This is a genomic window from Gluconobacter sp. OJA, from assembly GCF_039638325.1.
GTDB classification, from domain to species: domain Bacteria; phylum Pseudomonadota; class Alphaproteobacteria; order Acetobacterales; family Acetobacteraceae; genus Gluconobacter; species Gluconobacter cerinus.
This window is the reverse complement of sequence record NZ_JBDIWI010000005.1, coordinates 19,019-42,915: the sequence shown is the minus strand read 5'-3', so window position 1 is coordinate 42,915 and position 23,897 is coordinate 19,019. Positions and strand designations below refer to the sequence as shown.

Sequence of the window (23,897 nt, the reverse complement as noted above, 5' to 3'; positions counted from 1 at the left end):
CTCTGGAGGGCCATTGAGGTTGGCGTGGCGTAACCTTCTAGGCTTGAAGCCTCTCTCCCACTCTTCGAAAGGCGGCGAGGATCTCTTTTTCGCTGCCCCCTTTTGCTCCGACTGTATTGGCCGGGAGTGTTCGGAGCTGGTCGCGTGTCGCCAGAACAAGTACAGCACGCCGACGAGGCGTCCGCCCGGTCCGACTACCCACAAGACGCTCCAGTTGCTCAATCTGCCCCAGAAACGCCCCATCCATGGGCTGCGCTGGAACCAGGCTTTCATCTTTGTTGTCGTCGCGCTGGAACCGACCCCAGGCCAGCATCCCCGCGAACGGCGTGTTGCCTTCTCCATGACCGTGAGCCGTGGTGGCCCGCAGGAAAGCCGTCAGATCGGTCAGGCTCGTACTGACATCGCCCATGAGGGCCTTGCTGTCCCGATGGTTTTCGTTTGCAATCCTGCCAATCAGGGCTTTGAGCGAAGGCGGGAAGGCCGAGCTGGCCGTCTCGATCTGGAAGTCGCCGTTTTCCAGCGTTTCGACAATGCCCCAGGTCTCGGCATCCGGATCCACACCATGTCCGGACTTGGGAGAGGGCAGCATGACCGGACGGGCGCGGCGCACTTCTCCTGAGCGTCCATTGATGTCGGCAAAGAAGGTCTTGGAATGAATGACCCGGCCGCCGAACATCGTGACGGCCTCACCCTCGATCAGGCTTTGCAGATCGTTCCACGGCAGACGGGAGACCTCGCGGACCTCAGCGCCTGAGCCGTTGTAATATCCGTATCCATCGTGCTCCACGCGGGTTGCCTGTGTGACTTCGACCTTGTCGGCCTGCTGTTCCAGCCATTCACGCGTCTTCATGGCATCCTGAAGCCGCAGCGCATGGGTCAGGTTCGCGTTGCCGAGAAGGGAGAAGGCCTTTTCGCCAATCCGGGCCGTCAGGCCGGGCAGATCCTGAAACGAGATCCAGAACATGCAGTTCAGGCCACGGCCCATGGCGAGCATCCGGTCCATGCCGTCCGTCACATAGGCGGCCAACTCGTCGAAGAAGATCTGGAACGGTGCATCGCCAGCACCGGCCTTTAGCTTGAACACTTCGCTGGCAGAGCCGTGCAGCTTGGCGCCGAGGAGCTGGGCCATGACGCCGCGCAAAGAGGCCACGACAATCTTGCCCAGGCCCGCCAGACTGTCCGAGGAGTTCTCCAGAGACGGCAGGATGACGATCAGGATGCGGCGGTTCAGCACCACATCGCGCATGATGATGTCGGCCGTCTCGGCGCTGAAGATATGCCCGAGACTGACGCCAAGCTGGGTGAAGACGCGCGAGAAATACATCTTCGCATAGCCGTGCTGTTCGGACGGCTTGTTTTCCTTCTGCGCGTTCCATTCCAGTGAGGAATCATAGCCGGGCAGTTCGCCGAGATACGCCTGAAGCGGCCACCGCACATCGTCCGGAATATCCTCGACCCTGCGCTCGATAGCCTGATTGGATCCGGGATTGCGGATAAGGAAGACCTTGTGCCGCGCGAGAGTGCCGATCCAGCGCAGGTCGGTGGCATAGCGGATCGCGTCGATATTGATGGGGATGCCGTGGGTGTCGCGCATCCAGACGAGGGCTGGAACCACCGTTCCGATGAGGCCGACAGCACGGTCACGAAAGACGCCGTTGGAATCATTGGCCGACTGCTCGCCAAGCTGGCTGACCAGCATTTCGCGGATGGCGTCCGCGTTTCCGGTGGCAAACGGATTGAACGTGTTGGAATCCCGCGTGCCGGAGGCGGCGAGGAAATTCAGCGCCAGCACCTGGTCATCCAGCCCGAAGCGGCGTGCGAGGGCCAGCACATCGCCATAGACGGTGTTGTCGCCCTTGGCGTCCACCAGGATGCAACCGGAGCCATGCGCCAGAGCGTTCGTCATCAAGGAGACAATGGCCGTGGTCTTGCCGGAGCCGGTGGTGCCCGGAATGGCAGCGTGCTGGCGGGCTGCGTCCGAAGACATCCAGAGCTGGCGACGGGTGCGCGCCTCGGTGCCGAGATAAAGAATGCCGTTGGCCTGGCGGGCCTTGCGATCTTTGGGATTGAGATCGTTCGCATCCTTCAGCCCGCTGTAGCGCGGCATATGGAGCGGAAGACGCTCGGGCCGTAAGACGACCCAGGCTGCCACGGCTGGAGCCGCGAGGATCAGGGCTCCATCAATGGCAGGAACGAACCAGCCGAGACTGACCCCCACAAATCCAAGCCATCCGGCTAGCGGGGAGCGAAGCTCTTCCTTCGTCTTAGTCCAGAACGGGCGCGTGTCGCGGTATGTCTTCCCCCGCTCGACCTGCTGATGGCCAAGCGGGGCACCAATCTTTCGAGCCGTCATGGCTTTAGTTCTCCAGCCCAAATGGCGAACCGGCCTGTGCCGGCGTGGGTGCTGGGGACGGCATTTCCAGATGGGCGGGCTGATGCAGCGCCTTCAGGATCTGCAGTGGTGCCGTGGGTGCCTGAGCTTGCGGCTGAGTCTCCAGCGGGCCGCTGGAGGGCAAGGGCGGAAGAGGCGCGGACTCTGGCATCGTAGGCGCTGACGCGCGTAGGCCGCCAAAGGTGAGCAACAGACACGCGCAGACGGCGGCTGTGGCGGCAACCGGCAGAAAGCGGCGGATCCTGCTGGCCGGAGCGGCCTGAAGTCCAACCGGGGCGATCTCTGCCTGAGGGGCCGCGACAGGCAGGGCTTGCGAGAAATGAAGATGGATCGGGGCCGTGCTCCCCTCCTCGATGTCGAGCGTGAGGGGTGCGTTCTGGCCATGCTGGAGAATGATGCGGGTCATAAAACTGTCTTCCAAGTGGAGCGGAGCGTGGAAAGGGCGCGATCAAGCACCGGGATGTAGAGGGGCCGATGCAGGCGCTGTTCCTCGGACCAGTGGGCGCGGGCGCCAGCGGCTTCGATCCGGGGATTGGGATGCACGTCTTCGTTGGGGTTTTCGCTCGGGTAGCCCAGGGAGTGCAGGGCGTACCAAAGCGGCCGGTCGATCAGCTTGACGATGGCGAACGCCGGAGGCGCCAGCACGCCAGCTTCAAATCGGGCATCGCACAGAAGCGTCATGAGGGCGGTCGTGGTCCATCCGTGACGGTCACAGCTCTGCGCGATCGCGGCTTGCATATCGGGGTCTGCAAGGAAGTCCTGCGCGGTCTTCAAAACGTCTGCGGGCACCTTCAGGCTGACCTTCGGGCCGGTATCGCCATCAAGTCCTGCGTCTGCCAGACCTTCAGACAGTTGACCGAGCAGGGTCATGGCCTCATCGCGACGCTTGAGTTTGTGCAGCGCAAAGGCCGCAAAGAGCACCTGGGCCGCAGGTGGGGTCGCGACGGGTCCGGCTGTTGTGTAGTGCGGGCCGAGCTGACGCTCGAACGCCTCCTGCGCGCAAACCTCACTGAAACTGCCATCAGCGGCTGTGGCAAAGCGGCTGCGCCACTCGTCGGCCGTCAGGGCCGGATCGGCCGGGAGGGGTGCCCCGGTGGAAGGCGCAACAAGCCTGGTTACGCGGCGCTTGGCAAACCCGCGCAGGGTCGGAAACATTTTTGCCTGCACGGCAATCAGGCCTTCGAGATCGAGGACGGCCCGCAGCGCCTTGTTCTCTCCGAAGAAGAGGCACAGGCCCGCGCAGATCCCACCGACCAGGACCGCAACCCACCGAAGGTGCATCCCGACGATGGACAGGCCGTAATAGAGCTGAATCAGACGAATGGATGCCGGATGGTGCAGGGCCTGATGAAGCTGGATATTCAGATGCGCCAGCTCGGGCGTCGGCGACAGGATGCCGATCTGCCAGATCAGGGCCTTGCAGTAAAAGCGGCTGATCTCGGTGTGGAATGTTGACCAGACCATATAGGCGAGGACAACCATGCCCAACAGCGCAACACCGGCCAGCATCAGGGTAATTTCCCCGGACGAGCGTGTGCCTGAGGACCGCGAAACTGTGCCACTCATGCCGGGTCTCCTTGATGGCTGGTGCGGATCAGGGTCTGGGAAATCTCGTAAAAGCGCTTCAGATAGGCCGTGCCAAAGCGGGGCGTATGGGAGTGATAGCCCGCCACGGCCTGCCAGAGGTCGCCCCGGGCCTTGGTCATTTCCTGACCGAGGATCCAGCCGCCCGCTTCAAGATTGGCGCAGGAATTGTTCCGCAACGCCGCGTAGGCGCGGGACGGGGTGGTGTGCCAGTGGCGCGCAATCTCGGGAACATGGATCGTGTTGACCTGCATGGGGCCAAGGTCGGATGTCCCGTTGGTATTCTGCACGGCCTGACCGGGATGGCCGCCTTCGACATAAAGCAGGACGAGCATGACACCCGTCGGCACATGCGCGTTACGAGCGGACTCCTTCAGGCAGGCCGCGATTTGGCGTCCGCCGTCGTCTTCGGCCGAGGCAGCCGGGGCCGCCATGAGGGCCGCGAGGGCCAACGGAAAGAAAAGGCGGGCTTTCATGCGGCCTGCTCCTTCTGGACGGAGACAGGCTGAAGACGTGCCATACTGGCCTGCCAGAGGCCGGTTAGATCACACAGATTGATCTGGCCGTTCTGAACCGGGAGCGCGTCCAGCACATCGAGCAGGCAGAGCAGGACCGTGACGGCTGACTGCGCGTCATGGTCGATGACGCTCACGCCGAGCGCGGCTTCAGGATCATCGACCAGCTTCAGGCCAAAACCGTGCCGGGTCATTTCAAACCACAACGCCTCGGCGGTGATCAGGAACGCTGGCAGGAAGCCGCTGCTGGACGCCGCGAGCGTGCTGGCGCAGGGGGTTGAGTTGGTGGCATCGCTCAACAGAACGCCAAGGCCCTTGCGGTCGATGGCACGGACCAGAACGTCTGACAGCACGCCGATGGCAGGAGAGGCAGTCATCCGTAGCGCCTCCGCTTCCAGGTCGGCCGACCGGACCGGACGGGGCCGGTGATGAGGCGGCGAACGGTTCTGAGGGCCGCGGGCAGCGTCAGGCCAAAAAAGCTGATCGTTGCAAACAGGGCGGTCCCCAGAACGCCAATATACAGCGTCGTCCAGCTCCAGTACGTGACCGTCACGAGAAGCGGCAGACAGGCCCGGCCATCAAGGATGGCCAGACGGACAGGTTTTGCGGTTGCGCGCCACATCAGGCGTCTCTCCTCCAGGCCTCATTGGCCGTCTGTTCGGTGATCAGCCCGTCTTCCAGGGCCTTGCGGATGGCGACCGCGTAGCTCTGGCCGTCGCTTTCGATGGCCTGAGCCACGAGATCGGGCCAAAGCTCGCTCTCGGTGCGCATGAGCTGACGGCGCAGATCCTGATGAAAGGTCAGGTATTCGCGTACCGCGACACGGCCGCCGCCGACCCGATCCAACAGACGCTGGTTGATGACGAAACGCAGCGACTGCGCCAGAGCGCTGACGAGATTGTCCCGTTCGGCCCGGGGGCACAGCGCAATGGAGCGCTGGATCATGAGGGGGCCGTTATCGGCATGGATGGTGGTGGAGAGCTTGCCGCCCGTGATGGCGCAGTTGATGGCCGCTTCCATGGTCGGGCCGTCACGACACTCGCCAAGGACCAGATCCGAGTTTTCGCGGCGCATGGAGCCTTCGACAAACAACGGCGGCGTCATGTTTGGCGGTCGGATCTCCGTCTGGGTGATCCGGTTGCCGTTAGGAGGCTTGAGGCTGTCGAAAAGGAACTCGATCGGCTGCTCGCCCGTGGAGATGTTGCACGAGACGGTCGGATCCATCAGACGCTCATGGATCAGCCCGAACTGCAACGTGGTCTTGCCCGATCCGGTCGATCCTCCCGTGAGCACCATGCCGCTTCTGAGCAGGTTCGTGTCGCGGATCTCCTGCTCGACGCGCTGCTCATCCAGGCTCTTCGGCAGGGTCGGGATCGGCCGCAGGACAAGATTCATGCCCGGGCCGCGCATGGTCTGCACGGGAAAGATGTTGATACGAAAGCGCAGGGACTCACGACGGTTGAGCGTCACGCTATAGGCCGTATCGAGCTGAAGGCTGATCAGGACGCGCGCCGAGCCGTCCGCGCCATAGACGTGATCCACGATCTGCTTGAGATCCAGCGATGTCGTGGGGTCCATGGTGGCGTAGCGGTTGCGGCCATGAACCGTGAGCGTGGCACGGTGTCCGGTCAGCAGGTCGATGCGCGACGCGCCGAGGCCATGCGCCCATTTCAGGAAGTCATCGAGACCGGGCGCATGTTTCCGGGCTTCAGCAACCCAGGGGTATTCTCGCTTCGCCCGTTCGTGTGCCCAGGTGTCAGCGTCACGCAGTTTGAGGACGGCGCTCATCGGCAGTCCTCCGGATAGGCAACGCGGGTGCGGGCCTGAAGACCGGGCTGCCCGGTGATGCGGATCACGCGGTCGCCAAGATGCAGACTGTCGCCGCCGCCCACGGCCTGACGGTTCTCGAAGACCACGCGTGGCTCTTCGACACGACCGGCCCGGAGAAGGACGCGGTAGCGGGCCATGCCCGTGATGTCGCGCTGAAGTCGGGAGAGATCGGACAGGTAGATCTCATCAGCCACCTTTTCTCCGGAGGCCCAGCCTTCGGCCACCCAGTCGTTCCAGTGCCGCACTTCCTTGTCGGTGTGTGGCAAAGCGGATGAGGCCGGATGACGTGGCTTGTTCCAGGAGCGGACCAGATAGGTGCGCCAGTTCGGTGCGGCAGAGGTGAGCTGCGCCTCGCGGGTAATCTCGAAGACACAGCGGCTTTCATGGGCGATGGTGCCGGTGTCGTTCAGGGCGAAGGCCATCTGCGCCTGACTGACGATCGGGGGCTGCATCAGCGTCTGGCCATCACCGACCGGTAGGACGAAGGGACGGAAATCAAAGGTCGTGTCGAGGATCGGTTCGTTATGGCGCAGCATTTCATTGATGGCGAAAGAGCGCGCTGCCTGTCCGCCCTGTGCGCCGTAGGTCAGCGCGGCCTGACGGATCTGCTCGCGTCGGCCCGGTTTGAGGTCGTCGCCGGCTTCATCGTTCGGCCGCGCGTCCTGCAAGGCTTCGAGAGACGGCGGGGCCTCGCCGCCTGTGATGCGGTCGAGCTGAAGCGCGCCCGTGACCGGGGTGTTGGCCGGATTGCCCAGGGCCTCATCATTGGCGTTGACCTGATCCGCGCCTGGTTCAGGCGGGTTTGGCATGGAGACGAGCGTTCCGCTCCGGGCTGGCGGAGGAAGAGAGCTGGTGGACGGCATGATGGTGCCGTTGTCGGCCGCACCTGCGAGGGAGGGGAATGCGAGAAGGGCGGCCGTTGCGAGGCCGCAAAGCAAGGCGCGATCAGCCATGGTACGTCACCGAGATTGCGTGGGAGAGGGGATCGACAGAGACGGTGGCCTGTTCTCCCGCCTGCTCGCCGAGCGTGCGCAGGTGGTCAATCACCGGGGCCACGGCATTGATCTGGACAATCACCTTCCGATGCGGGCCAAACGCGGTCACGCTGTAGCCGATGTCCTTGCCGAGTTTGCGCACGGCAGGCTCAAGCGGGCCTTGCCAGACAAACCAGACCTGGCGCTTGAGGTCAGCCGGGAGGCCGGGATCCGGCGTCATGGGCGGCGGGGTAGGGCGCAACGTGCCGAGCTGGGCCAGATCCGCGTCGGTCGTGGCAATGGCGCGTTGCAGCGCAAGCTCGGGATTGGCCATGCCTGTTGTCGCCACAGGCTCTGGCGGTTTGGTGGCGCAGGCCGAGAGGGCCAGCAGAAGAACAGGTGTCAGAAGGTAGTGGTGTCGCATGGATCCCTCCAGATGTTGGAAGGATCATCGCGGGCCTATCTGCGACTTTCAGAAAAAAATTGAAGGCATTTCATCGCCACTCAGGGACAAGTTTTGCTTGCGCTGCTGGTTTTTTGTGTTGCTTTTGTTGAACATATGTTTAACAGAGATTTCTAGTAAGTCGGTCCCAAAGAGAAGATACGCGAATGCCGGTGAGTGCCGCAGAGTAAAGAGAGATCCCGACACGATGCCCCAGATTACTGCAAACACAGCCCATTTCGGAATGCGGCTTGAAGCCGATTTCAAAGAAGAGTCCTTCAGGAAGGTCAAGGAACTCGGAACGACGCCCGCTGACCTGTTTCGGGACGTTCTTGAATATGTCGTCAGAAACAACCGTCTGCCGATCCGCAAGGAAGTCGTGAGCGACGATGACGCCGTTCTCCTTGATCTGGTCAAGAAACGCCTGAAGAACCCGGGGGAAATTATGAGGAACGTGAACCTTGACGATCTACTCTCTGGACATCCCGGACGTCGTAAGGGATGAACTGTACGCGCTGGATTACAGCGTTGCAGAGCGGTTCGTAAAAAAGCTCCGCAAGATCCTGCATAACCCGCATGTTCCAAAGAACAAGCTTCGCGGTTTGCCGAACTGTTATAAAATCAAACTGCGTGATGATGGCATCCGTGGAGTGTATCAGGTCCACGATCAGGAGATCACAGTTCTTTTGATCGCGGTCGGCAAGCGCGACAAAAGTGCCGTTTACGAAACTGCTAAAGACCGATTGTAAAAAGAGGGGGCCTTATCCCCCCTTTCTTTAATCGTGCGTCTTACGCCGCCGCCCGCTGCTGTTCATCCATGGCCTCAAGGCGTTCGTACAAGCCCCCGGCAATGCCTTGGCCTGACAGGATCTCATCGACCAGAGCGTCCATGACGTCCTGCTGTGCCTGCTCGTCCTGAAGAAACGAGCTTTTCATCGCCAGGGCCTTGCGGCGTGCCAGTTCCTTTTCCGCACTCCCGCCTGGAAACACGATGGCAAGGCACCGCAAGGCGCGGCTTGAGGGCATCCGGGCAAAGAGACGCGACCGCAGAGCGGTATCGTTGGGCGTGCTGGAGAAGGCCCAGAGTTCAATGGGGCCGAGCACGTTGACCAGAAGCTGCTCATATTTACCCTCGGCTGCGTTCATCACCACGAAGAACGGCGCACCGTTGCGGCCTGGACCGGGCAGGCGGTTGCGCACCACATAGGCGCTCGCAGGCGTCAGCTTGAAGTTCTCGATCATCTCATTGGCCTCCCGTTCGTCTCCGCACTTCAGGATCCAGCGGGCCGTGGACTGACCCACGAGATCGGCGCTGAAATCACCGCTGCGCTGACTGATGAACGAAAGCTGCACATTGTGCTTACGGCCCTCACGAACGTCCCGGATCGCCTGCTTATCGACCTGCGGGGCCTCCTTGGGACGATGCCACTCCTCAAAATCGAGACGCTTGATCGTCTCCTTCATCTCGGTGAAGCGGCTGCGATGATACTCCCGCACATTCTCGGGCATGACCGGCAGATCCGCATATTCCGGGTGCAGGAAGAAGTTCCGGCCGATCAGGTAGCGGCCGAGCATATACATCAGTGCCGTCTGCCGGTTTGCACTCTCTGACCCCTGTGGCGCGACACGGGCCAGATCCAGCACGATGATCCGGGCGTCGCCCAGATCAAGCTGGGTCGGCTCGGAGAGCGTCGGATATTTCTTGATCGCCGCCATGATGTAGCGTTCGAACGCATCAATGAGCGTCTCGTGTGTCGGCAGGATGATCTTGGAATAGCGATTGAAGATCTCCGGCGCGCGGGCCGCTGCAATCAGATCCTGAAGAACCGGAACAGCGTGACGTTGGGCAATCCCCGCCAGACGATGCTCGCCCGCAGCGATCAGGGCCGTCACAACGTCACGCCACCAGGTCGGATCCGCACTGTCGAGATCGCCTTCGGCCGCCGCGTGGTGCGGGAGCTGCAGGCCAAGGCGGTGGATGGCCTCATCCACCAGGGGCTCGATGCCCTCGCGGTAGTGCTTCGGATTGCCGCCCGCAACACCCGTGCACTGACGATAGGCCTCCGCAATCACGTCGCCGACGAGCTGGTCCATCCCTTCGAAAGGCTGACCATCAAGGGGTGTGGCCAGCAGGGACACAAAGTTGTCGATGGCGACTTCTTCAAGCGGCAGCGGATATTCCAGGCCCACCTGAAGGTCGAAGATATTGACCTCAAAGCCGGGCGCCATCTGCATTTCCACGAAGATGGCCTCATGGGCACGATCCGGCCCGAGCGCGTTGCGGACCATTTCGATAAAGCCGAGAGACGCATGGCCGATGTCCAGCTTCGCCAGCAGCGGCAGCTTGACGCCATTATTGCCCATGGCCGCAGAACTCAGGAGCAAGCCGAGAAGAATGGTGTTTCCGAGCACGGTCTTACCGCTGCCTGGAGGGGCGACGATGATGTCCGCGATATGCTCACGTACACCGCCGCCAGTCGGATCGAACGGCCAGATCCCGCCATCGGGCTTACGAAAGAGGATGGAACCTTGCGGGAAGGGGGAGGCGCTTCGCATCCACGGCATCATGCTCATGGCATCGCCGAGAGGCGCAAGAGACGGGGTGGCCGTAGAGCCCAAAGAGAGCACGGGAACCGATCCCATGGCGGCCTCAAGCGGATCACCTGGTACCCGGGTCGTTTTGCAGCCGCCCCAGCTTTCAATGCCCTGAGACAGATCGGCCGCACGGCGGCGCAGCAGCTTGTCTTCGCCGACCGGTGCCCAGGTGCTGGCGGTCATCCGCATCCGGACGGAATTATGGTTTTCCGTCTCGCGCATACGTTTGATGGCCTGAAAGGCGCGCGTGATGTCTTTGTTACCCGGAAACATGCCAAGCATGGTGGCCCCCGTCTCCTTGATCGCGAACGCGGCTTTTCCGCCTCCTTCAAGGATCATGGAACTCCGCCAGGGCAGACGCTTGCGGCCCAGAGTGTTGAGCAGTTCGGAGAACGGGCGCGGATCCTCGGGGCCGAGAAGCATATCCACCGGCGCATAGGTATAATCGCCGACCGTCACGAGCTGGCCGCCCTGATTTTCGGCGTCTGCGTTGAAAATCTGATCGCGCAGGGACGGCCAGAGCAGATTTTCGGTCTTTTTGCTCTGTTTTTCGTCATCCGGGAGACGGGGCATGACAGGATCGCCCACCAGCGTCGGCTTCCAGCCGCTTCCGGCCGTCTCACGGTAGAGCGTCTCACGCGCCAGCGTGATGGATTCATCGGCGCGCAGCAGCGTCGTGGAAATACCAAGATTGGACATGCTGTCCTGCACACGCGCGACAAAGGCGTCGTGACGACCGGCCATCAGTTCAGAGCGCAGGGTGAAGCGCTGACCGCTCCCCGCTTTTGGCCAGGCCTTGACCTGCTCCTTCCGCTCCGCCGCCACCTGTTTCTTTTCTTCGCGGGTCAGCACGGCGGGTCGGGTCCACAGGATGTAGCAGGCATCTTCCCATCGCATCACCTGAGGCCACCGCAGCCGGCGCTCATTGATGATGTCGTGGAAGTCGGCGTTCATCATGCGTGAAATCTGCTCGCACCCGTTGAGCGCCAGCAGATCGACGGCCACGCGGGCCTGATCGGGGTCGGAGATGTACCAGCCTTCGATCGCATGGCCGGTGCCTTCGAGAAGGCCTTGCAGCTCAATGCGCTGTTGCTCGGCGATGGCCTCAACGTCTGCACGCGAGCACATGGTGCGCAGACCGTTCACGCGCAGGACAGAGACGTACTCGCCCCGCAGCGTCACGAGCCGGTCCTGATGAACGGCATCCGTGTGATTGGTCTCGACATCACAAAAGGATTCGAGGGGCTGACGAAGGAAGAGGCTCGCGCTGGCAAGCAACTCGGTCAAAAAGCCAGACATTGGAAACTCCGCGTCAGGATGGGGTGAGAGCAAGGGCCTTGTCGAGAAAGGCCGGATAAACGTCAGCGCCAGCGTCGAGCAGTCTGCCGGTCGGCAGAATACGAAGGCCTGCGCGGAGCAGATCGAGATTGCGTCGGACGGCTTCATCGGCGCTGCCACACAGGCGCATGGCCGTTGTGACCTGACGGATGGAGCCCGATTGCAGCCGGTGCTCGGCTTCAGCGCGCCGACTTTCGAGCAGACGCAGGAGCGTCATGGGCGTGCGGAAGGAGGGGGAAAACTGCGTGCCAAGCAACGGGTCCGGGATAGCCTTGAGGATGTTCTCCCAGAACTGGAGGTCAGACTGACCCTGTTGTCTGGCCATCAAGCGGAGTGTCTGGTGGGCCGTGCGAACAAGAAACATCAGGCGCGACTGAGACATTTCCGGCCACCAGACGAGCATGGCTTCGGCGTCGATAGCTGCCCGCGACGTATCCTGAAGAAGATTGCACACCTGACAGACCCGGAGACCGGCCCCTGAGGAGGGACCAGTCCAGGGAAGACCTGCACCGGGCGACAGCAAACCGCAGCACGAGCAGGTAAACGCGCCATCCGACCCGTCTTTCCCGGGCCGGATCTCCTGGTCGAGACCAGGCTGGAGGAAGAACGGATCGGAGGTCATGTCGGCTTACTGGAACTGGTAGCTCTTGGCGGTATTGCTGATTTCAGCATTCCCGTTGGAGGCCGTGTTTGCAGAGTTGTTGATCCACTTCGGACCCGTTGCCGCCACACCGGCCAGAACGAAGCAGACGACGCCGGCGATTGCCATGCCAGGGCGCTTCGTCTCTTCCTTCTGGGACTTGTAGAACAGCACGATACCCGTCACGAGGGCGACAATGGCCAGAGCGTAAAGGGTTGCGGCAGACCCGACACCGATTGTGTCCGTGCCTTCCTGCGCCATGTTCTGGATCTGATGGCCAAGACCGTTGCTGGAGGCTGTGCCCCCTGCGGCAGCAAGGGCTGTGCCAGCCATCACCATCGGCAGCATGGTTGCTGTTGCAACGGTTGCGCCGATCTTGGTGAGGGCGCGGGAAGAAGACGGGGCTGTCTGGGATGTCATGAGTTGTTTCTCCGTTGTGAGGGACAATCCCCTCTGCCGATGACTCTGACCGCGCGATCTGCGACTGAGGCGGGAGAGGGGTATTTTTTTTCGTCAGTCCGTTTCAGGGCCAGAAAGAGAGGATCCAGGTGGCGTCCTTGACCGGATTGAGGAGCATGACGCCAAAGACGTACTGAATGCCGCAGCCAAGGCGCTCGCGGTTCGATCGGCCTTTCTGGATGGCAAACCAGGTCAGGACGGCGAAAAAGCACGTCCAGGCCCCGAACATCTGAAAGAACAGGGCAAAGTCTTTGACGATCGCCATGATCGCGTCTTTGGGGCCGGTGCCGGTGATCAGGCTGTCCGCCGTGCTGTAACTGGTCGCCGCGTCGCCCAGAGTGACCTGCACATCCGTTCCGGCCGAGGCCGTGCTTTTGGTGAGGATGACGTTGAACGAGGCGAAGACACCGCACAGGACAAGCGACAGATAGGGCAGCCACGGCTTGTCCTGCAGGGCCTGAATGGTCGGGTGGTAATACTGGTAGATCCCGATCAGGCTGAAGATCAGGCAGGACACGGCCGCCGCATAGCAGGCCGTGGGCAGGAGCCAGCCCATGCCAACGGCGATTTCGTTGACGAGATTGACAAGGCCTTCCATGCTGGCCTCCTCAGTTCAGGTCGCCATGAGCCGTGTGCAGAACCCAGGTGGCGCCCTGCTGGCTAATGGTCAGGACCGCGCCGTAGCCCGGGATGACCGTGCCAACACCCACCTCGAACTGGCGGGCCTGCCCGCTTGGGGCCGCACTGTCCTCAATCATGGCGAGTTGCGGCGAGGCCGCGACGATCCGGTAGTGATGGACCCACGCAGGCTTTGGAGCCGGACCCGCCACGGCGGCCGGAGCGGGTGGGGCGGCTGAAGATGTTGCGGCCACTGTCGCAGGCTTGTTCATGGCAGCGCTCAGGGCGGCACGTGCCTTTTCGGCTGCGGCGTGGGCCTGGGCGGCCTCATCCGCTCCGGAGTTTTCAGCGCCCGTGACGGCGTGATTGGCTTCAATCAGGGAAATCCGGCGTGTCAGATCGTTCAGGCGGTCTTCCTCAGCTTTGCTGCGCCCTGCCAGAGATTGCCGCAGGCTCTGGACCTCGCCCCGCTCACGTTCGATGACGCGGGCCTCTTCGGTGACGAGCTGAAGCACGTCGATCTGCTGCTGCGTCGCCATGGGCGCGGCCTGAAGGGTCTGGGCTGTCTTGACCGGATCGGCAGGCGGTGCGGGCGGCACAACGGCCGGAGCCTCAGTTCGGGGGGCGTCAGGCTGGGCTGACGCAGACTGCGATGCGGCTGACGGCGTTGCAACGACGGCTGCAGGCGGCGCTTTCGGGGACGTCGCAGTGGCGGGCGGGCTCGCAGCAGCTTTCGGATGGCCGAGGGTCTGCATTTCTGCAAGATCGGCGGATGCAGGAGGGGCCGCTACCGGAGCCGGTTCGGGGGCCTGAGCCACGGGCGCTGCCGACTGATCCATGCCGACTTCCTGGCCAGGCGCGGAGACAGCGCGATGGTGGTGCCCACTTGTCGCCAGAATCCCCACGAGGAGAACGGCGCAGATCCCGAGGCCCGAACCGCCGTAGAGTTTCTGGCGGGGTGTCAGTGCCGCGTAGCGCGAGATGATGGGCGTGAGAAAAGAAGCAGAGTCGGACGATCCAGGGGCCGTCGTGTGACTGTCATCATGGCCCGTGGCTTCGGGGGTGTCCCCGTCCGGACCGTCAGACACCGTGTCGTGCTGGTGAGGCGGTGGGGGCGCTGTCGGGACGGGATCCATCCGGCGTGGCGTGACTTCGGTGTTCAGGTGGTGAACTGTGGAACTCATAAAAAAGATCCTTCTGGCTGAGACTGCCAGAAGGATCGGGGAACGATCTGCGACTGAGTGCGAAAAATCAGGGCTTGTCGAGAACAGGATCCATGAACATCACACCCACGTTCACGTTGGCGGCGAGGATGATCCGCGCGCGTGTTGGCGTGTCCTGTGTCAGGGCACTGTTGACGGCCGAGGCGGCACTTCCTGCGGCGACACCGAGCTGCTGACCCATGTTCAGGCGCTGGATATAGTTCATGCCGCCCAGGGCGCTGTAGCTGCCTTGGACATTGGACGTGGTTTCGATGGCCTGCCCAAGGCCCTGCACGAAGGCTGCGGCGGCAGGCATGACAAACCGCTGGAAAATCAGGGGATCAACGCTGGAGGCGACACCCTGCTTCATGGTGTCGGGCGCCATCACCACGCCGTTGGTTGCGAGAGTGCGGCCCTGATGAATGATCTTGTTGACCTGCACGACCAGAAGCTGCTCGTTTCCGGGTGCCCGCGCAACCGTTGCAATCATGCGGTCGCCCGCAATCGGGCCGCTATCGGCTTCCAGCACGATCTGCCCTGACAGGTCGCTGTCGGTCGCTGTGACGGTATGGGCATAAATCCCTCGACCGGCCGGAATGAGCGCTGGCGCGGCGGCTGTATCATGTGAGGCCGTGGCCGCTGCGGAGGCTCCTGCCGCACCACGCGCGGCCATGGCTTTCTCGGCCTGGGGCTGCGCCTCCTGCTCTGGCTTGAAGACGGCTTCCTGAAGATCCGAGACAGGCGGCCGGGTCTGAAGGCCGCTTTCGATGCGCGCGATCTCTGCGACATAGCGGGCACGGCGCTTCTCGCGCTCCTGCTGCTCGGCCTGAGACGTCTCACCATTCCCGGATGCGGAATAGGCGGGATCGGTCTGGACCAGCGGGGCTTCCGGCGCGTTTTCGATGTGTGGAGGCCTCGGTGGTGGAGCTGGCGACGGTATCGGAGCGCTGTATCCGACTTCCTGGGGGTGAGGCGCTTCGGCTTCATGCGGAAGAACCGCATCCGTCCGCTCGCCCTTGGTGTTGCGTGTTACTGCGGGAGCGAGATCCGGGGTGTAGGATTTCCCGTCCCCCTCGGATTGCTGTGCGGCCTCAGTGTTTTGCATCTGGCGCAGGCGATCCTGCTCAGGGTTGGTATTGGTCCCACCGGGCAGAGCGTTCATCTCCACGATCTGCCCTGGATTGGATTTGGGCATCTGCTTGGTCTCATGATGTGAGACGAGAAGCACCAGAGCGATCACGGAGACGGCCGAGGCACCGAGCAGAATCAAGCGGCGGTTTCCTCCGCGTGTTGCGCTCGACAGAACGGATTTGAATTTGGGAAGCTTCGGGATCATGGCGTCATGTCCTTGAGAGACGCGGACACGGTCCGACCGGAATCCGACAGGAGAATGTAGGGGGTCTGGCGGAAGGCATAGAGGGTGTAGCCGTCTTCGCCACGCTCTGAGCTGTCCCAGGCAGGCGTCATGAGCGCCAGCCGCGTGCGGATGTAGAGTTCATTGCCCATGCGCCACGCCCGCACATCATCAGGAGAAAGACCCTCGACGCTCTGGGGAACGGCGGAGGCCGGAGCGATCCCGGACAGCATGGCATTCATGAACGGCTCTGCCGTGCCGGGGGCGGCTTCCGGACCCATTTCCTGCTTTGCATTGGGGCCGTCTTCGTTCACGCGGACCGTCAGGTTGTCATCATAGGTGCCGCGCCCTGCCAGAAGCAGGAAAGAGATCGGCTTGATTGCGCCCTTCAACGTGACGAGCAGACCGCCACGCGGTGACAGCGACAGTGGCTCGATGTTGATGGTGTTGCTGCCAGCATAGGGAACACAGGTGTAAAAGCCTGTGGTCTGCACGGCAGGCGATCCCCCTTTGCCACCGTCCGAGGAACAGTTCTTCAGACCGTCAGGATTGGCGGATGTGCTGGTCGTGTTCCAGGCAATCGGCCAGGGTGCGCCCGAGCGGTCCACAAAAGAGACGGCTGTGGGATAGCCCTTGGTCGTAAAAATCAGGGATGTCTGCTGACCGGGCGCGAAAGAGACGCGGATGGCCGGTCGGCTGGTCGGTGCGGCGACTTCCGTAGCAACATCTTCACGCGCCTTCTGGTTCTCTTTGAGGCGATTGCCGAGACGGCGGATCATCTCCGGTGTCAGGGGAATGGCTTCGTCCTCGGCAGCCTGCTGGTCCTGCTGCTCTGGAGAGAGGTGTGGCGCGGCTGGCGCGGCATCTGGAGCAGGTGCAACTGACTGTGCCATCCCGGTGAAGGGCAGGAGGCCCATGAGGCCGAGAAGGGCCAGCGAAAAAGAGCGGGTTTTCATGGCGCGGATCCTCACTGCGGGCTGGCCACAAGCTGGGTGATGGCAATGCCGTCGGGGTGATCCTGATCTTCGACCCTTTCCACATGCACGGTTGCAATCAGGGTCTGCGAACTCTCCTGATTGACGTTCTCGCAGGTCTGAACGAACGGAAACTGCACGACATAATGGTGATGGCCGTTGACCATGCTCTGCTGGCGAATGGTTGCGGCGCGCGTTGGCTGTGCATAGCAGAGCAGTTTGGCTTCTTTCATTTTCGCCAGATTGCCGTCCTGAACGAAGGACTGCGCGAACGTATTCCAGCCATTGATGGTGAAATGCGAGCCTGCTGCGTTGAGCTGCGACGGATAATCCCGGTAATTGATGTTGTACGGCTTGAGCGACCACTTGATGACCCAGGACAGGAAATCCTCCTGACTGAGGATCGGGCTGTTCAGCGCGATAGCCGGGCGAGGAGCGTTGATCCCGTCCACGAAGAAATACTTCGGGTGCGGATGGTACGACCAGGCGCGGGCCAGGAGCACGGCCAGCACCACCACGACGGCGGCGAGGGCAATGGACGTCTGCAAGGAACGCTCAACGATCTTACCCTGAAAATCAGGATCGGTCAGGCGTCGGCTCAGGGATCCCGAGGAGCGGCTCATGGCGCGGTGTCTCCGTGGAACGACAGCGGGGCTGCGGATGGCATTTCAAACCTCATGATGACTGTGTCATCGTCACCGTGACCCGTTGATCTGCGACTGAAGCTGAAAAAACAGAGAAATTTGCGGATTAATCGCCAGAGCGCATGACGGCGGTCTGTTGGTGCAAACGGCTGATCCGGTGGCCGTTACGGCGGGTGGTCCAGAAGTAGAACCCGGCCTTGCCGAGGCATTCGCGGCGCACGTAATCCATCTTGTTCAGATAGACTTCATACAGGGCCGGTTCGAACGCCTTGCGCATGTCTTTCTTGGAACGGCGAGGCAGGTGCAGCCAGCCGGACTGACTGACGATAGTGCGATCCGTCAGGAGGAAGTCCTCTGCCACGGCATCAGGGGACTGGTGTGCAAAATGTCGCATGGCGAGCTCGTGCTGCATTTCTACGGACCAGCGTGTGGTGCAGGCGTTCCGGCTGAAGCCGACGACCAACCCGGAGGGTGAGTTTCGGACCTGCCATCTGCGGCCCCGACGCTCTTCTGGCGTCAGGCGCGAGGCCTGTTCCCAAGTCAGAACGACGGATGGGTCGGTGGGAATGGCCAAAGAGTCAGCGGCAGGACGGAGACTGACGAGCTTCCGTTGCAGGCTGCGGACACTGCGTCCCATTTGCTTGGCAATGCGCTGCAACCCAATGCGACGCTCACGATGTGCGAGCAGAGTAGCAACGTCGGCATCAGTCCAGACGACCTCGGCATAGCGCTCTCGTGCAGGCAGACCGAGCGCAGCGCGCTTTTTGCGAACTGCCATGACTGTGCGGTCGAGGCGCTTTGCTATGGCGGACAGGTCTTCGCCGTTGGCCCATGCGCGGCTGAGGCGGCTGATGTCGAGAAGAGACCATGCCCGAGGGCTGTTCCTCAGCGCGGTGCGCTTGAGAGGAAGTCCTTCCTCTCGCGCAATGGCCTCGATTTCCAGGCGGCTTATGAAAAGTGCGGCCGCTATGTGCGCGACATTTACGCCCTTAGTTGCCATCGTGACGACGAGCGCTTTGATTTCCTCAGGGTTTTTCCCAAGGGAAATCGGGGAATGCGTACTGCTGCCTTCTACGAGTGATGATTGGAAAAGCCCACCTGCTACGACGCCGGAAGCCGGAAGTGGGGAGCAGAGGGTGTGTGCAAACATCGTCGGAAGTCCCTATCGCGTTTCAACGTGTAAGGTCTTATCCGACGATAGATCATCCGTTTCAAGTCTTATTACAAGAAACGAAGAAAAGTTTTTCGTTAGTTCACTGTCTTCTGAACAGCTGCGCCTAATGCGATGAAGCTATCGTTAAAAAATTCCACCTGCTCGCGGACGCTCTGAATGTTGCTGTAGAGCCCAAGCGTGCGGAGAGAATTGAAAATGTCTTTTTGGTTGGGGAGGCCAGGGAATAGATCGGCTGTAGCGACCTTCAAGGCCGCTGCGATCCGTCGAAGAGACTCGATTGAGGGCTTTCTCAGGCCAATTTCGATTAGTTGCATAGCGGGCGTCTGGTGTCCGCTAGCCGCGCCCAACTCAGAGACACTCAACCCGCGGGCAAGTCTAATATCTCTGATTCGTTCACCAAGCTGCCTCACAACTGGTTCTCGTGGGTCAGTTTCTGACGAGGTGGCATTCTTGCTTTCGGCCACGTCATGCTCGCGTGCTAAATGGAGCTTATGTATCAGATGAGATAAAGATGTAGACGATTTTTGGAAGGCACTGACCAGGTCCAGATACTTCTGTGTATCCTCTTCGCTTACTTTGACTTCGATCGGCAGTATATCGTGATCATCAGGGGGGAGTATTTCAGTGGGCGGCGTCTTAAGGGCTAGAAGTATTTTATGCAGGGTAACATAAGATACATTTTTACCCCTCTCGATATTTGAAATCGTCCCGACGGCCAAATCTGTTACGAAACAAATATTTACGACATTCATTCCCTTGCCTTCCCGGACATCCTTAATTCGCTGTCCTAGGTCCACAAGGTATTCATCAGATTGGCCGTCACTTACCTGCGTCTCTGTTTTCTTGTTCATGGCTAGTTCTCTCTCTCGGCAGGCTTACGCACCGGACTTCGGGTCCGGATACTGCAAAATACCTACGAGAGCGCCCCTGACAACTGAGTTCGAATTTAACATTTCTCCTCAGTCGCATGTCGATCTGCGATTTAGAATTTTAAGTTATTTCAGGAGAGACCATGTGTTTATAATCTTGCCCCCCGCCCATGTGCAGCCAGCTCCAGCGATGCCCAAAGCAATACTGACGGAAGCGGCCTTCGAGATCAGTCACGCCCCCCCGCCCCTTCCTTCGCCAGCCCCTTCGGGACCGGTCTCTCTTGCACCTCCCGCAGAACCATCCGTGCAGACGGATCCGCCGAAGGTGGTTCATCACTTCCGCATGACGTCCGGCTATGGCCATCAGGTGCCACTCTCGTTTGCGATCAGGCAGATCGTGCCATTCGGTGTGCGTGTCACTTACGGTGCGGGCGTTGATCCAGGCGAGGCTGTGGACTGGCAGGGCGGTCGGGAATGGAACAAGGTTCTGGCCACCACGGTCAGCCCGCTTGGCGAGCGTATCGAGGTCGGGCGCTCACACGTCACTATTTTGAGGAAATAGGCCTTAGTCGCAGATCGAGCTGCTTCTCTGCTGGGACTTACTCAGGAGAGAGGCATGTCACCAGACGATCCCACACCGCACAGGGACACCCCGCAGAGTTCTCTGGCCCCTAACCTTGCTCTTGCACGGCACAATCTGCTTGAGCATTTCCGTGTCCGGAATGGACACACTTCCGGCACGGACGGGGCGATCATCGCCTCTCTGGCCGATCTCCTTGTGTCTTTACCGAGCGAGGAGCGACGGATCTTTGTTTCCGACGTGGTCTCGACCGTCAGCGCCGGAGAAGATCTTGTAGCATCTGCGGTCTCCAGCCGCGCTGAACTGGTCGCATGGACGGACAGCCAGAAGCGGGCAGAACTGTCCGCGCGGGTCTTTTCTGAAGATCGTCTCGCGCTTCTGCGCGACCTTCTCGATCCAGAAGCAGAAAGGGCGGCCGCATGAAACGGACATCCTTTCTTCTCGTGGCCGCTGCGTTGTCGGTCCCTCTGAGCGCATCTGCCGCAACACAGGGCAGTCAGGCCTGCGCCACCCTCACGCAGGCGGCAGCGGACGCCGTAAACGGGCGCATCAAGGCTAACAATGCTTATGAGAAGCAGCCTGAAAGTGTCAGTGGCCTCTCCTGCCTGAACAAGTTCTTCAATGGAACGGGCCTCAATCTCCTGACGAACATTGCGAACCCGGCAGCGCTAATCAATGACGTTGTCGGGCAGGTCGAAGGAGAAATCTGCTCGGCTGCCCAGAACGAGTGGGACAATACCGTCGGGGCGGCCCAGCAATGCGGCCTGAGCCTGAACGGTGTGAATGTCGGCCTTGGCTTGTCAGGCGGAGGCGGCATGATGTGTCCCTCCCTGAACTTTGGCGGCAGCGGCCCCCAGCTCGCGGCCGGGAGCCTCGGGAACGGCGATTCAAACGGGTATGTCCGGGGTGAGCCACGTCTGCCGACCGGCTACACCAGCACCTCTCTGGACGGGGTATTCTGATGAAGATCCGCCTCAATCCAACAATCGCAACGATGCTCCTTTGCACGACCGTTCTTGTCGCGATGCCTAAGCCTGCGAATGCGTTTATCGGTGAAGCGGCGGTGGTCGCGGCCATCAGCGCCCTGCAGAAATTTACGGGCTCCGCGCTGTCGTCGATGACCAAGACGCTGACGTCTCAGTTGAACAATTCGATGGATAGCCTGACGAACCCCAATTCCGTCAGCTCCATGCTGAACAAGGGTTTCACTCAGCTCAGTAACTACGAAAAGGCGGGTGTCGCCGCCGAGCAGCGTATTGCGGATGCGTCCAATACAGCGATGGCGGAGTTTGCTCGCCGCCAGCAGGATACGACGATCCGCGACGAGCATATGATGAACCCGGAGTTCTGCACGGGGATTGACGGGGCGCAGGCCACCCAGGGCGCGTCTCAGTCGGCCAGAACGGCAACCCGCGCGATTGCGACGATTACGGACAGTCGTGGAGAGGCCGACGCCGGAACGCCGTCTTACTATGGCAAGGGTCAGGGCGTGGCATCGAGCATGGCGTTGCACGGGCGGCGGTATTGCTCGCAGGAAGACGTCACAGCCGGTCTCTGCTCGGCTCTTTCCCGTCTGCCCAATGCTGACCAGCGGGCCATTTCCCTGTTCGGGCAGGACACCCTGTCGGCTGACGGCGGTGTGGACGCCGCCAACGATTACAGCACCACACTTATCCAGCCTGTGGCTCCGGCCGCATTGCGCGGCGAGCAGCTTACGTCCACGTCCGGACGTGAGGCCGCGTTGCGTCGTCGCGCCTACAACGCCCGCATGTCGCTCTCGCGCTACGTGATGAATTTCATCACCTCGCTGGAGATCCCGTCGATCAACCTGACCGACGTGCAGAAAACCGAGATGCAGGCCGAGGGCATGACTGTCTCGGATCAGGCCTCGTGGCTGACGTCGATGAGTCTTGAGGTCAATCGCCGTGTCTCTGGCGTGACTTGGAACAAGAACCTTCAGCAGATGCCGCCCGCAACGGTCATGCGTGAGCTGGCGATAGAGCAGGCGCAGGCCAACTACCTCGCCCTGCAGACTTACCGTCTCGGCCTTTTCCAGTCTTCGCTTGCCGCAACGCAGGTGGCCCAGCACGAAGAGGAAAGCGAGGCCAAGAGACTTGCCCCCATCCCATCCCCAAACGTCAATCCCGGAGGCTGACATGGCCCAGAACGATACGCAGATCCCTGCCCTCGCGGACGTCTTCCAGAGCCTGGAGCGTGTGCGGCCCCAACTTGAGAAGGATGCGCCCCAACTGGCCGGTCAGATTACCCTACTTGCCCAGAAGCATCAGGATCCGGACCTTGCGGCCAATGAGCGGTTTCGGACCAACGTGGCCTATGTGCTCCAGGACGCCGAGCGTCTGGTTGGGCCTGTCCTGCCGCAGGAAAATGGGCTGCGCGAGGAAATGACACAGCGCGCCATGACCGTACCTGGCCTGACGTCTGAGACCCTCAAAGGCTTCATGAGACAGACGCCTGACCTCATGGATCAGCGGCTGGTGGACACGGTGCGCTCTGTGTCGGAGCGCGTCGCATCCATGGGGGCCGATCAGCAGGGTAATCCGGAGATTGACGAGGTTCTTCAATCCCTGTCGGAGCGGGTTGCCACTGCCGCACGGTTCTCGACACACGACCCTGACGCGCAGGCCGTTACACAGGACGAACAGGCGGACGTCAGGCCTGTGGAACCGGCTTCCGAGTTTGATGGCAGCCCTGAGCCACCACCTTTCGACGAAATTCCTGAGGCTCCGGATCTGGAGCATGACGGGCTGGAGGAGAACGAGGCAGTATCTCCGGCGCGTACCCCTGAAGCCGAAGCTGTTGATAACAGGATGCACCCTTCGCCCGGTGGCGGTGACAAAAACAGTCAGCCGGAGAAAGATGGCCGCACTCGACCGCAGGCGCAAGACGCCGGACAGCGAGAAGGCGCGGCAGCGCAGAAGCCTGACGGTGATGGCAAAGCCAGACCAACTCAGGATGCAGGGAGTCGTGCGAGGACGGGTTCGTCGCAGAAGGTCGAAGAGCAACCTGACCAGAAGGACGATGAGAAGGTCGTTTATCAGGTGCGAGGACCGGGTCTGTTTACCCGTCTCGCACAGGCCATTCGTCCTGAGGCCGTGCAGCAGACCGTCACGCCCGGTTCTAACTGGATGGCCAAGGCCCAGACGATGAATGCGGCCCACGGGCAGCAGGCCGACGCCAACCATCTGGATCAGACCGAGGCCCTGGGCCTGAAGGCCCAGAGTGCTCTGGAGGCCGTGCAGATTACACCGGCATCGTCAGTCATGCGGGAAATCGCGGAGGCCGCAAAATCCGAGCCAAACGGCATGGATGGTGTGCTGAGCGAAATGCGGCCGGGAGGTCGGCATGAAGGCCTGCAATCGCGATTTCAAGCCGAACGGAGCACCAACCAGGCGTTCGCAGCGCAACTGAAGGAAGCGGGTGAAGCCGTCGCGGCCTATGGTGCTCATCGTGAGAAAGCCGCCGATATTGGGGTGCAGCGTGGGACAGAGGCTCAGGTCGAGCAGCGCTTCAACGGCCTGGACAGCAAGATTGGCGAACTCGCCAAGGGGGTGCCGGGAAAGGAGGCCGGAACCAGCATGGTCGAAGATCTCTCAGAGAAGGCGCGTGAGCTGGTGAAAAAGGCGGTCGAGGCCGTTGCTTCGGTCTTCCGGCCGTCTCCGTCCGCGTCCGCCAGTGCAAGCCCGGGACTATAA

General features: G+C 61.4%; 26 protein-coding genes. 7 read left to right on the top strand and 19 right to left on the bottom strand.

All coding sequences use genetic code 11. The features are described 5' to 3' along the window. Positions 1 to 37: 37 nt before the first annotated feature. The 9 genes from ABDK75_RS16265 to ABDK75_RS16225 are packed head-to-tail and all read right to left on the bottom strand — an operon-like array spanning position 38 to position 7,719. Positions 38 to 2,353, bottom strand: coding sequence for a type IV secretion system DNA-binding domain-containing protein (locus tag ABDK75_RS16265; RefSeq protein ID WP_346006428.1), 2,316 nt, complete (start codon positions 2,351 to 2,353; stop codon positions 38 to 40). Between the two features lie 4 nt (positions 2,354 to 2,357). Further along, a complete protein-coding gene (locus tag ABDK75_RS16260; RefSeq protein ID WP_346006427.1) occupies positions 2,358 to 2,798 on the bottom strand; it encodes a hypothetical protein in 441 nt (146 codons plus the stop codon). Beyond that, complete coding sequence (locus ABDK75_RS16255) at positions 2,795 to 3,958, bottom strand: hypothetical protein (RefSeq protein WP_346006426.1); 1,164 nt, start codon at positions 3,956 to 3,958, stop codon at positions 2,795 to 2,797. Before ABDK75_RS16255 ends, ABDK75_RS16260 begins: the two co-directional genes overlap by 4 nt. After that, entirely contained in the window at positions 3,955 to 4,452 is a 498-nt protein-coding gene (locus ABDK75_RS16250; protein ID WP_211497301.1) for a lytic transglycosylase domain-containing protein, read from the bottom strand. The genes ABDK75_RS16255 and ABDK75_RS16250 overlap by 4 nt, the downstream gene beginning before the upstream one ends. Continuing rightward, entirely contained in the window at positions 4,449 to 4,868 is a 420-nt protein-coding gene (locus ABDK75_RS16245) for a hypothetical protein (protein WP_211497300.1), read from the bottom strand. Before ABDK75_RS16245 ends, ABDK75_RS16250 begins: the two co-directional genes overlap by 4 nt. Then, positions 4,865 to 5,113, bottom strand: coding sequence for an IcmT/TraK family protein (gene icmT / locus ABDK75_RS16240; protein WP_015074953.1), 249 nt, complete (start codon positions 5,111 to 5,113; stop codon positions 4,865 to 4,867). Before icmT ends, ABDK75_RS16245 begins: the two co-directional genes overlap by 4 nt. After that, entirely contained in the window at positions 5,113 to 6,279 is a 1,167-nt protein-coding gene (locus ABDK75_RS16235) for an ATPase, T2SS/T4P/T4SS family (RefSeq protein WP_346006425.1), read from the bottom strand. Before ABDK75_RS16235 ends, icmT begins: the two co-directional genes overlap by 1 nt. Next, on the bottom strand, positions 6,276 to 7,274 hold the full coding sequence (locus tag ABDK75_RS16230; protein WP_346006347.1) for a type IV secretory system conjugative DNA transfer family protein: 999 nt from the start codon (positions 7,272 to 7,274) through the stop codon (positions 6,276 to 6,278). Before ABDK75_RS16230 ends, ABDK75_RS16235 begins: the two co-directional genes overlap by 4 nt. Next, positions 7,267 to 7,719: a DotD/TraH family lipoprotein gene (locus tag ABDK75_RS16225; RefSeq protein WP_346004419.1), complete on the bottom strand. Its 453-nt coding sequence runs from the start codon at positions 7,717 to 7,719 to the stop codon at positions 7,267 to 7,269. The genes ABDK75_RS16230 and ABDK75_RS16225 overlap by 8 nt, the downstream gene beginning before the upstream one ends. 226 nt (positions 7,720 to 7,945) lie before the next feature. Between ABDK75_RS16225 and ABDK75_RS16220 the strand changes: the two genes are divergently transcribed. After that, the gene (locus ABDK75_RS16220) at positions 7,946 to 8,242 is read left to right on the top strand and encodes a type II toxin-antitoxin system RelB/DinJ family antitoxin (RefSeq protein ID WP_194258207.1); all 297 of its coding nucleotides are present in this window, start codon (positions 7,946 to 7,948) and stop codon (positions 8,240 to 8,242) included. Continuing rightward, positions 8,199 to 8,486 carry a type II toxin-antitoxin system RelE/ParE family toxin gene (locus ABDK75_RS16215; protein ID WP_273498699.1) on the top strand — a complete coding sequence of 96 codons (288 nt, stop codon included), beginning with the start codon at positions 8,199 to 8,201 and terminating at the stop codon, positions 8,484 to 8,486. Before ABDK75_RS16220 ends, ABDK75_RS16215 begins: the two co-directional genes overlap by 44 nt. Before the next feature lie 40 nt (positions 8,487 to 8,526). Here ABDK75_RS16215 and ABDK75_RS16210 read toward each other — a convergent pair whose 3' ends face one another. From ABDK75_RS16210 to ABDK75_RS16165, 10 genes are all read right to left on the bottom strand, one after another. Further along, complete coding sequence (locus tag ABDK75_RS16210; protein ID WP_346006424.1) at positions 8,527 to 11,631, bottom strand: ATP-binding protein; 3,105 nt, start codon at positions 11,629 to 11,631, stop codon at positions 8,527 to 8,529. Between the two features lie 13 nt (positions 11,632 to 11,644). Then, a complete protein-coding gene (locus tag ABDK75_RS16205) occupies positions 11,645 to 12,292 on the bottom strand; it encodes a hypothetical protein (protein ID WP_099213460.1) in 648 nt (215 codons plus the stop codon). Positions 12,293 to 12,298: 6 nt separating this feature from the next. After that, positions 12,299 to 12,730, bottom strand: coding sequence for a hypothetical protein (locus tag ABDK75_RS16200; protein WP_099213461.1), 432 nt, complete (start codon positions 12,728 to 12,730; stop codon positions 12,299 to 12,301). Between the two features lie 103 nt (positions 12,731 to 12,833). After that, positions 12,834 to 13,367 (bottom strand): hypothetical protein, encoded by a 534-nt coding sequence (locus ABDK75_RS16195; RefSeq protein ID WP_346006423.1) that lies wholly within the window; start codon positions 13,365 to 13,367, stop codon positions 12,834 to 12,836. Between the two features lie 10 nt (positions 13,368 to 13,377). Continuing rightward, positions 13,378 to 14,571 (bottom strand): hypothetical protein, encoded by a 1,194-nt coding sequence (locus ABDK75_RS16190; RefSeq protein WP_346006422.1) that lies wholly within the window; start codon positions 14,569 to 14,571, stop codon positions 13,378 to 13,380. 67 nt (positions 14,572 to 14,638) lie between these two features. Further along, a complete protein-coding gene (locus ABDK75_RS16185) occupies positions 14,639 to 15,925 on the bottom strand; it encodes a DotG/IcmE/VirB10 family protein (RefSeq protein WP_346006421.1) in 1,287 nt (428 codons plus the stop codon). Further along, a complete protein-coding gene (locus tag ABDK75_RS16180; RefSeq protein ID WP_346006420.1) occupies positions 15,922 to 16,899 on the bottom strand; it encodes a DotH/IcmK family type IV secretion protein in 978 nt (325 codons plus the stop codon). Before ABDK75_RS16180 ends, ABDK75_RS16185 begins: the two co-directional genes overlap by 4 nt. 11 nt (positions 16,900 to 16,910) lie before the next feature. After that, entirely contained in the window at positions 16,911 to 17,540 is a 630-nt protein-coding gene (locus tag ABDK75_RS16175; RefSeq protein WP_064272965.1) for a DotI/IcmL/TraM family protein, read from the bottom strand. A gap of 127 nt (positions 17,541 to 17,667) precedes the next feature. Further along, complete coding sequence (locus tag ABDK75_RS16170; protein WP_346006419.1) at positions 17,668 to 18,711, bottom strand: hypothetical protein; 1,044 nt, start codon at positions 18,709 to 18,711, stop codon at positions 17,668 to 17,670. 98 nt (positions 18,712 to 18,809) lie between these two features. Further along, a complete protein-coding gene (locus ABDK75_RS16165; protein ID WP_148621415.1) occupies positions 18,810 to 19,586 on the bottom strand; it encodes a helix-turn-helix domain-containing protein in 777 nt (258 codons plus the stop codon). A gap of 163 nt (positions 19,587 to 19,749) precedes the next feature. Here ABDK75_RS16165 and ABDK75_RS16160 point away from each other — a divergent pair, with 163 nt between their 5' ends. From ABDK75_RS16160 to ABDK75_RS16140, 5 genes are read left to right on the top strand one after another with little or no spacing between them, the layout of a single operon-like run. Continuing rightward, positions 19,750 to 20,166 (top strand): hypothetical protein, encoded by a 417-nt coding sequence (locus ABDK75_RS16160; protein ID WP_346006418.1) that lies wholly within the window; start codon positions 19,750 to 19,752, stop codon positions 20,164 to 20,166. A gap of 54 nt (positions 20,167 to 20,220) precedes the next feature. Further along, positions 20,221 to 20,607, top strand: coding sequence for a hypothetical protein (locus ABDK75_RS16155; RefSeq protein WP_346006417.1), 387 nt, complete (start codon positions 20,221 to 20,223; stop codon positions 20,605 to 20,607). Further along, positions 20,604 to 21,146, top strand: coding sequence for a hypothetical protein (locus ABDK75_RS16150; RefSeq protein WP_346006416.1), 543 nt, complete (start codon positions 20,604 to 20,606; stop codon positions 21,144 to 21,146). The genes ABDK75_RS16155 and ABDK75_RS16150 overlap by 4 nt, the downstream gene beginning before the upstream one ends. Further along, positions 21,146 to 22,339 carry a hypothetical protein gene (locus ABDK75_RS16145; protein ID WP_346006415.1) on the top strand — a complete coding sequence of 398 codons (1,194 nt, stop codon included), beginning with the start codon at positions 21,146 to 21,148 and terminating at the stop codon, positions 22,337 to 22,339. Before ABDK75_RS16150 ends, ABDK75_RS16145 begins: the two co-directional genes overlap by 1 nt. Position 22,340: 1 nt before the next feature. Next, entirely contained in the window at positions 22,341 to 23,897 is a 1,557-nt protein-coding gene (locus ABDK75_RS16140; protein ID WP_346006414.1) for a hypothetical protein, read from the top strand.

Excerpts from the sequence above, each read along its gene's own strand:
- ABDK75_RS16200 (WP_099213461.1), bottom strand. The coding sequence starts at position 12,730 with ATGACATCCCAGACAGCCCCGTCTTCTTCCCGCGCCCTCACCAAGATC.
- ABDK75_RS16185 (WP_346006421.1), bottom strand. The coding sequence starts at position 15,925 with ATGATCCCGAAGCTTCCCAAATTCAAATCCGTTCTGTCGAGCGCAACA.
- ABDK75_RS16170 (WP_346006419.1), bottom strand. The coding sequence starts at position 18,711 with ATGTTTGCACACACCCTCTGCTCCCCACTTCCGGCTTCCGGCGTCGTA.
- ABDK75_RS16225 (WP_346004419.1), bottom strand. The coding sequence starts at position 7,719 with ATGCGACACCACTACCTTCTGACACCTGTTCTTCTGCTGGCCCTCTCG.
- icmT (WP_015074953.1), bottom strand. The coding sequence starts at position 5,113 with ATGTGGCGCGCAACCGCAAAACCTGTCCGTCTGGCCATCCTTGATGGC.
- ABDK75_RS16265 (WP_346006428.1), bottom strand. The coding sequence starts at position 2,353 with ATGACGGCTCGAAAGATTGGTGCCCCGCTTGGCCATCAGCAGGTCGAG.
- ABDK75_RS16145 (WP_346006415.1), top strand. The coding sequence starts at position 21,146 with ATGAAGATCCGCCTCAATCCAACAATCGCAACGATGCTCCTTTGCACG.
- ABDK75_RS16235 (WP_346006425.1), bottom strand. The coding sequence starts at position 6,279 with ATGAGCGCCGTCCTCAAACTGCGTGACGCTGACACCTGGGCACACGAA.
- ABDK75_RS16195 (WP_346006423.1), bottom strand. The coding sequence starts at position 13,367 with ATGGAAGGCCTTGTCAATCTCGTCAACGAAATCGCCGTTGGCATGGGC.
- ABDK75_RS16245 (WP_211497300.1), bottom strand. The coding sequence starts at position 4,868 with ATGACTGCCTCTCCTGCCATCGGCGTGCTGTCAGACGTTCTGGTCCGT.
- ABDK75_RS16150 (WP_346006416.1), top strand. The coding sequence starts at position 20,604 with ATGAAACGGACATCCTTTCTTCTCGTGGCCGCTGCGTTGTCGGTCCCT.
- ABDK75_RS16255 (WP_346006426.1), bottom strand. The coding sequence starts at position 3,958 with ATGAGTGGCACAGTTTCGCGGTCCTCAGGCACACGCTCGTCCGGGGAA.
- ABDK75_RS16140 (WP_346006414.1), top strand. The coding sequence starts at position 22,341 with ATGGCCCAGAACGATACGCAGATCCCTGCCCTCGCGGACGTCTTCCAG.
- ABDK75_RS16230 (WP_346006347.1), bottom strand. The coding sequence starts at position 7,274 with ATGGCTGATCGCGCCTTGCTTTGCGGCCTCGCAACGGCCGCCCTTCTC.
- ABDK75_RS16180 (WP_346006420.1), bottom strand. The coding sequence starts at position 16,899 with ATGAAAACCCGCTCTTTTTCGCTGGCCCTTCTCGGCCTCATGGGCCTC.
- ABDK75_RS16250 (WP_211497301.1), bottom strand. The coding sequence starts at position 4,452 with ATGAAAGCCCGCCTTTTCTTTCCGTTGGCCCTCGCGGCCCTCATGGCG.
- ABDK75_RS16260 (WP_346006427.1), bottom strand. The coding sequence starts at position 2,798 with ATGACCCGCATCATTCTCCAGCATGGCCAGAACGCACCCCTCACGCTC.
- ABDK75_RS16175 (WP_064272965.1), bottom strand. The coding sequence starts at position 17,540 with ATGAGCCGCTCCTCGGGATCCCTGAGCCGACGCCTGACCGATCCTGAT.
- ABDK75_RS16155 (WP_346006417.1), top strand. The coding sequence starts at position 20,221 with ATGTCACCAGACGATCCCACACCGCACAGGGACACCCCGCAGAGTTCT.
- ABDK75_RS16205 (WP_099213460.1), bottom strand. The coding sequence starts at position 12,292 with ATGACCTCCGATCCGTTCTTCCTCCAGCCTGGTCTCGACCAGGAGATC.
- ABDK75_RS16190 (WP_346006422.1), bottom strand. The coding sequence starts at position 14,571 with ATGAGTTCCACAGTTCACCACCTGAACACCGAAGTCACGCCACGCCGG.
- ABDK75_RS16220 (WP_194258207.1), top strand. The coding sequence starts at position 7,946 with ATGCCCCAGATTACTGCAAACACAGCCCATTTCGGAATGCGGCTTGAA.
- ABDK75_RS16165 (WP_148621415.1), bottom strand. The coding sequence starts at position 19,586 with ATGAACAAGAAAACAGAGACGCAGGTAAGTGACGGCCAATCTGATGAA.
- ABDK75_RS16210 (WP_346006424.1), bottom strand. The coding sequence starts at position 11,631 with ATGTCTGGCTTTTTGACCGAGTTGCTTGCCAGCGCGAGCCTCTTCCTT.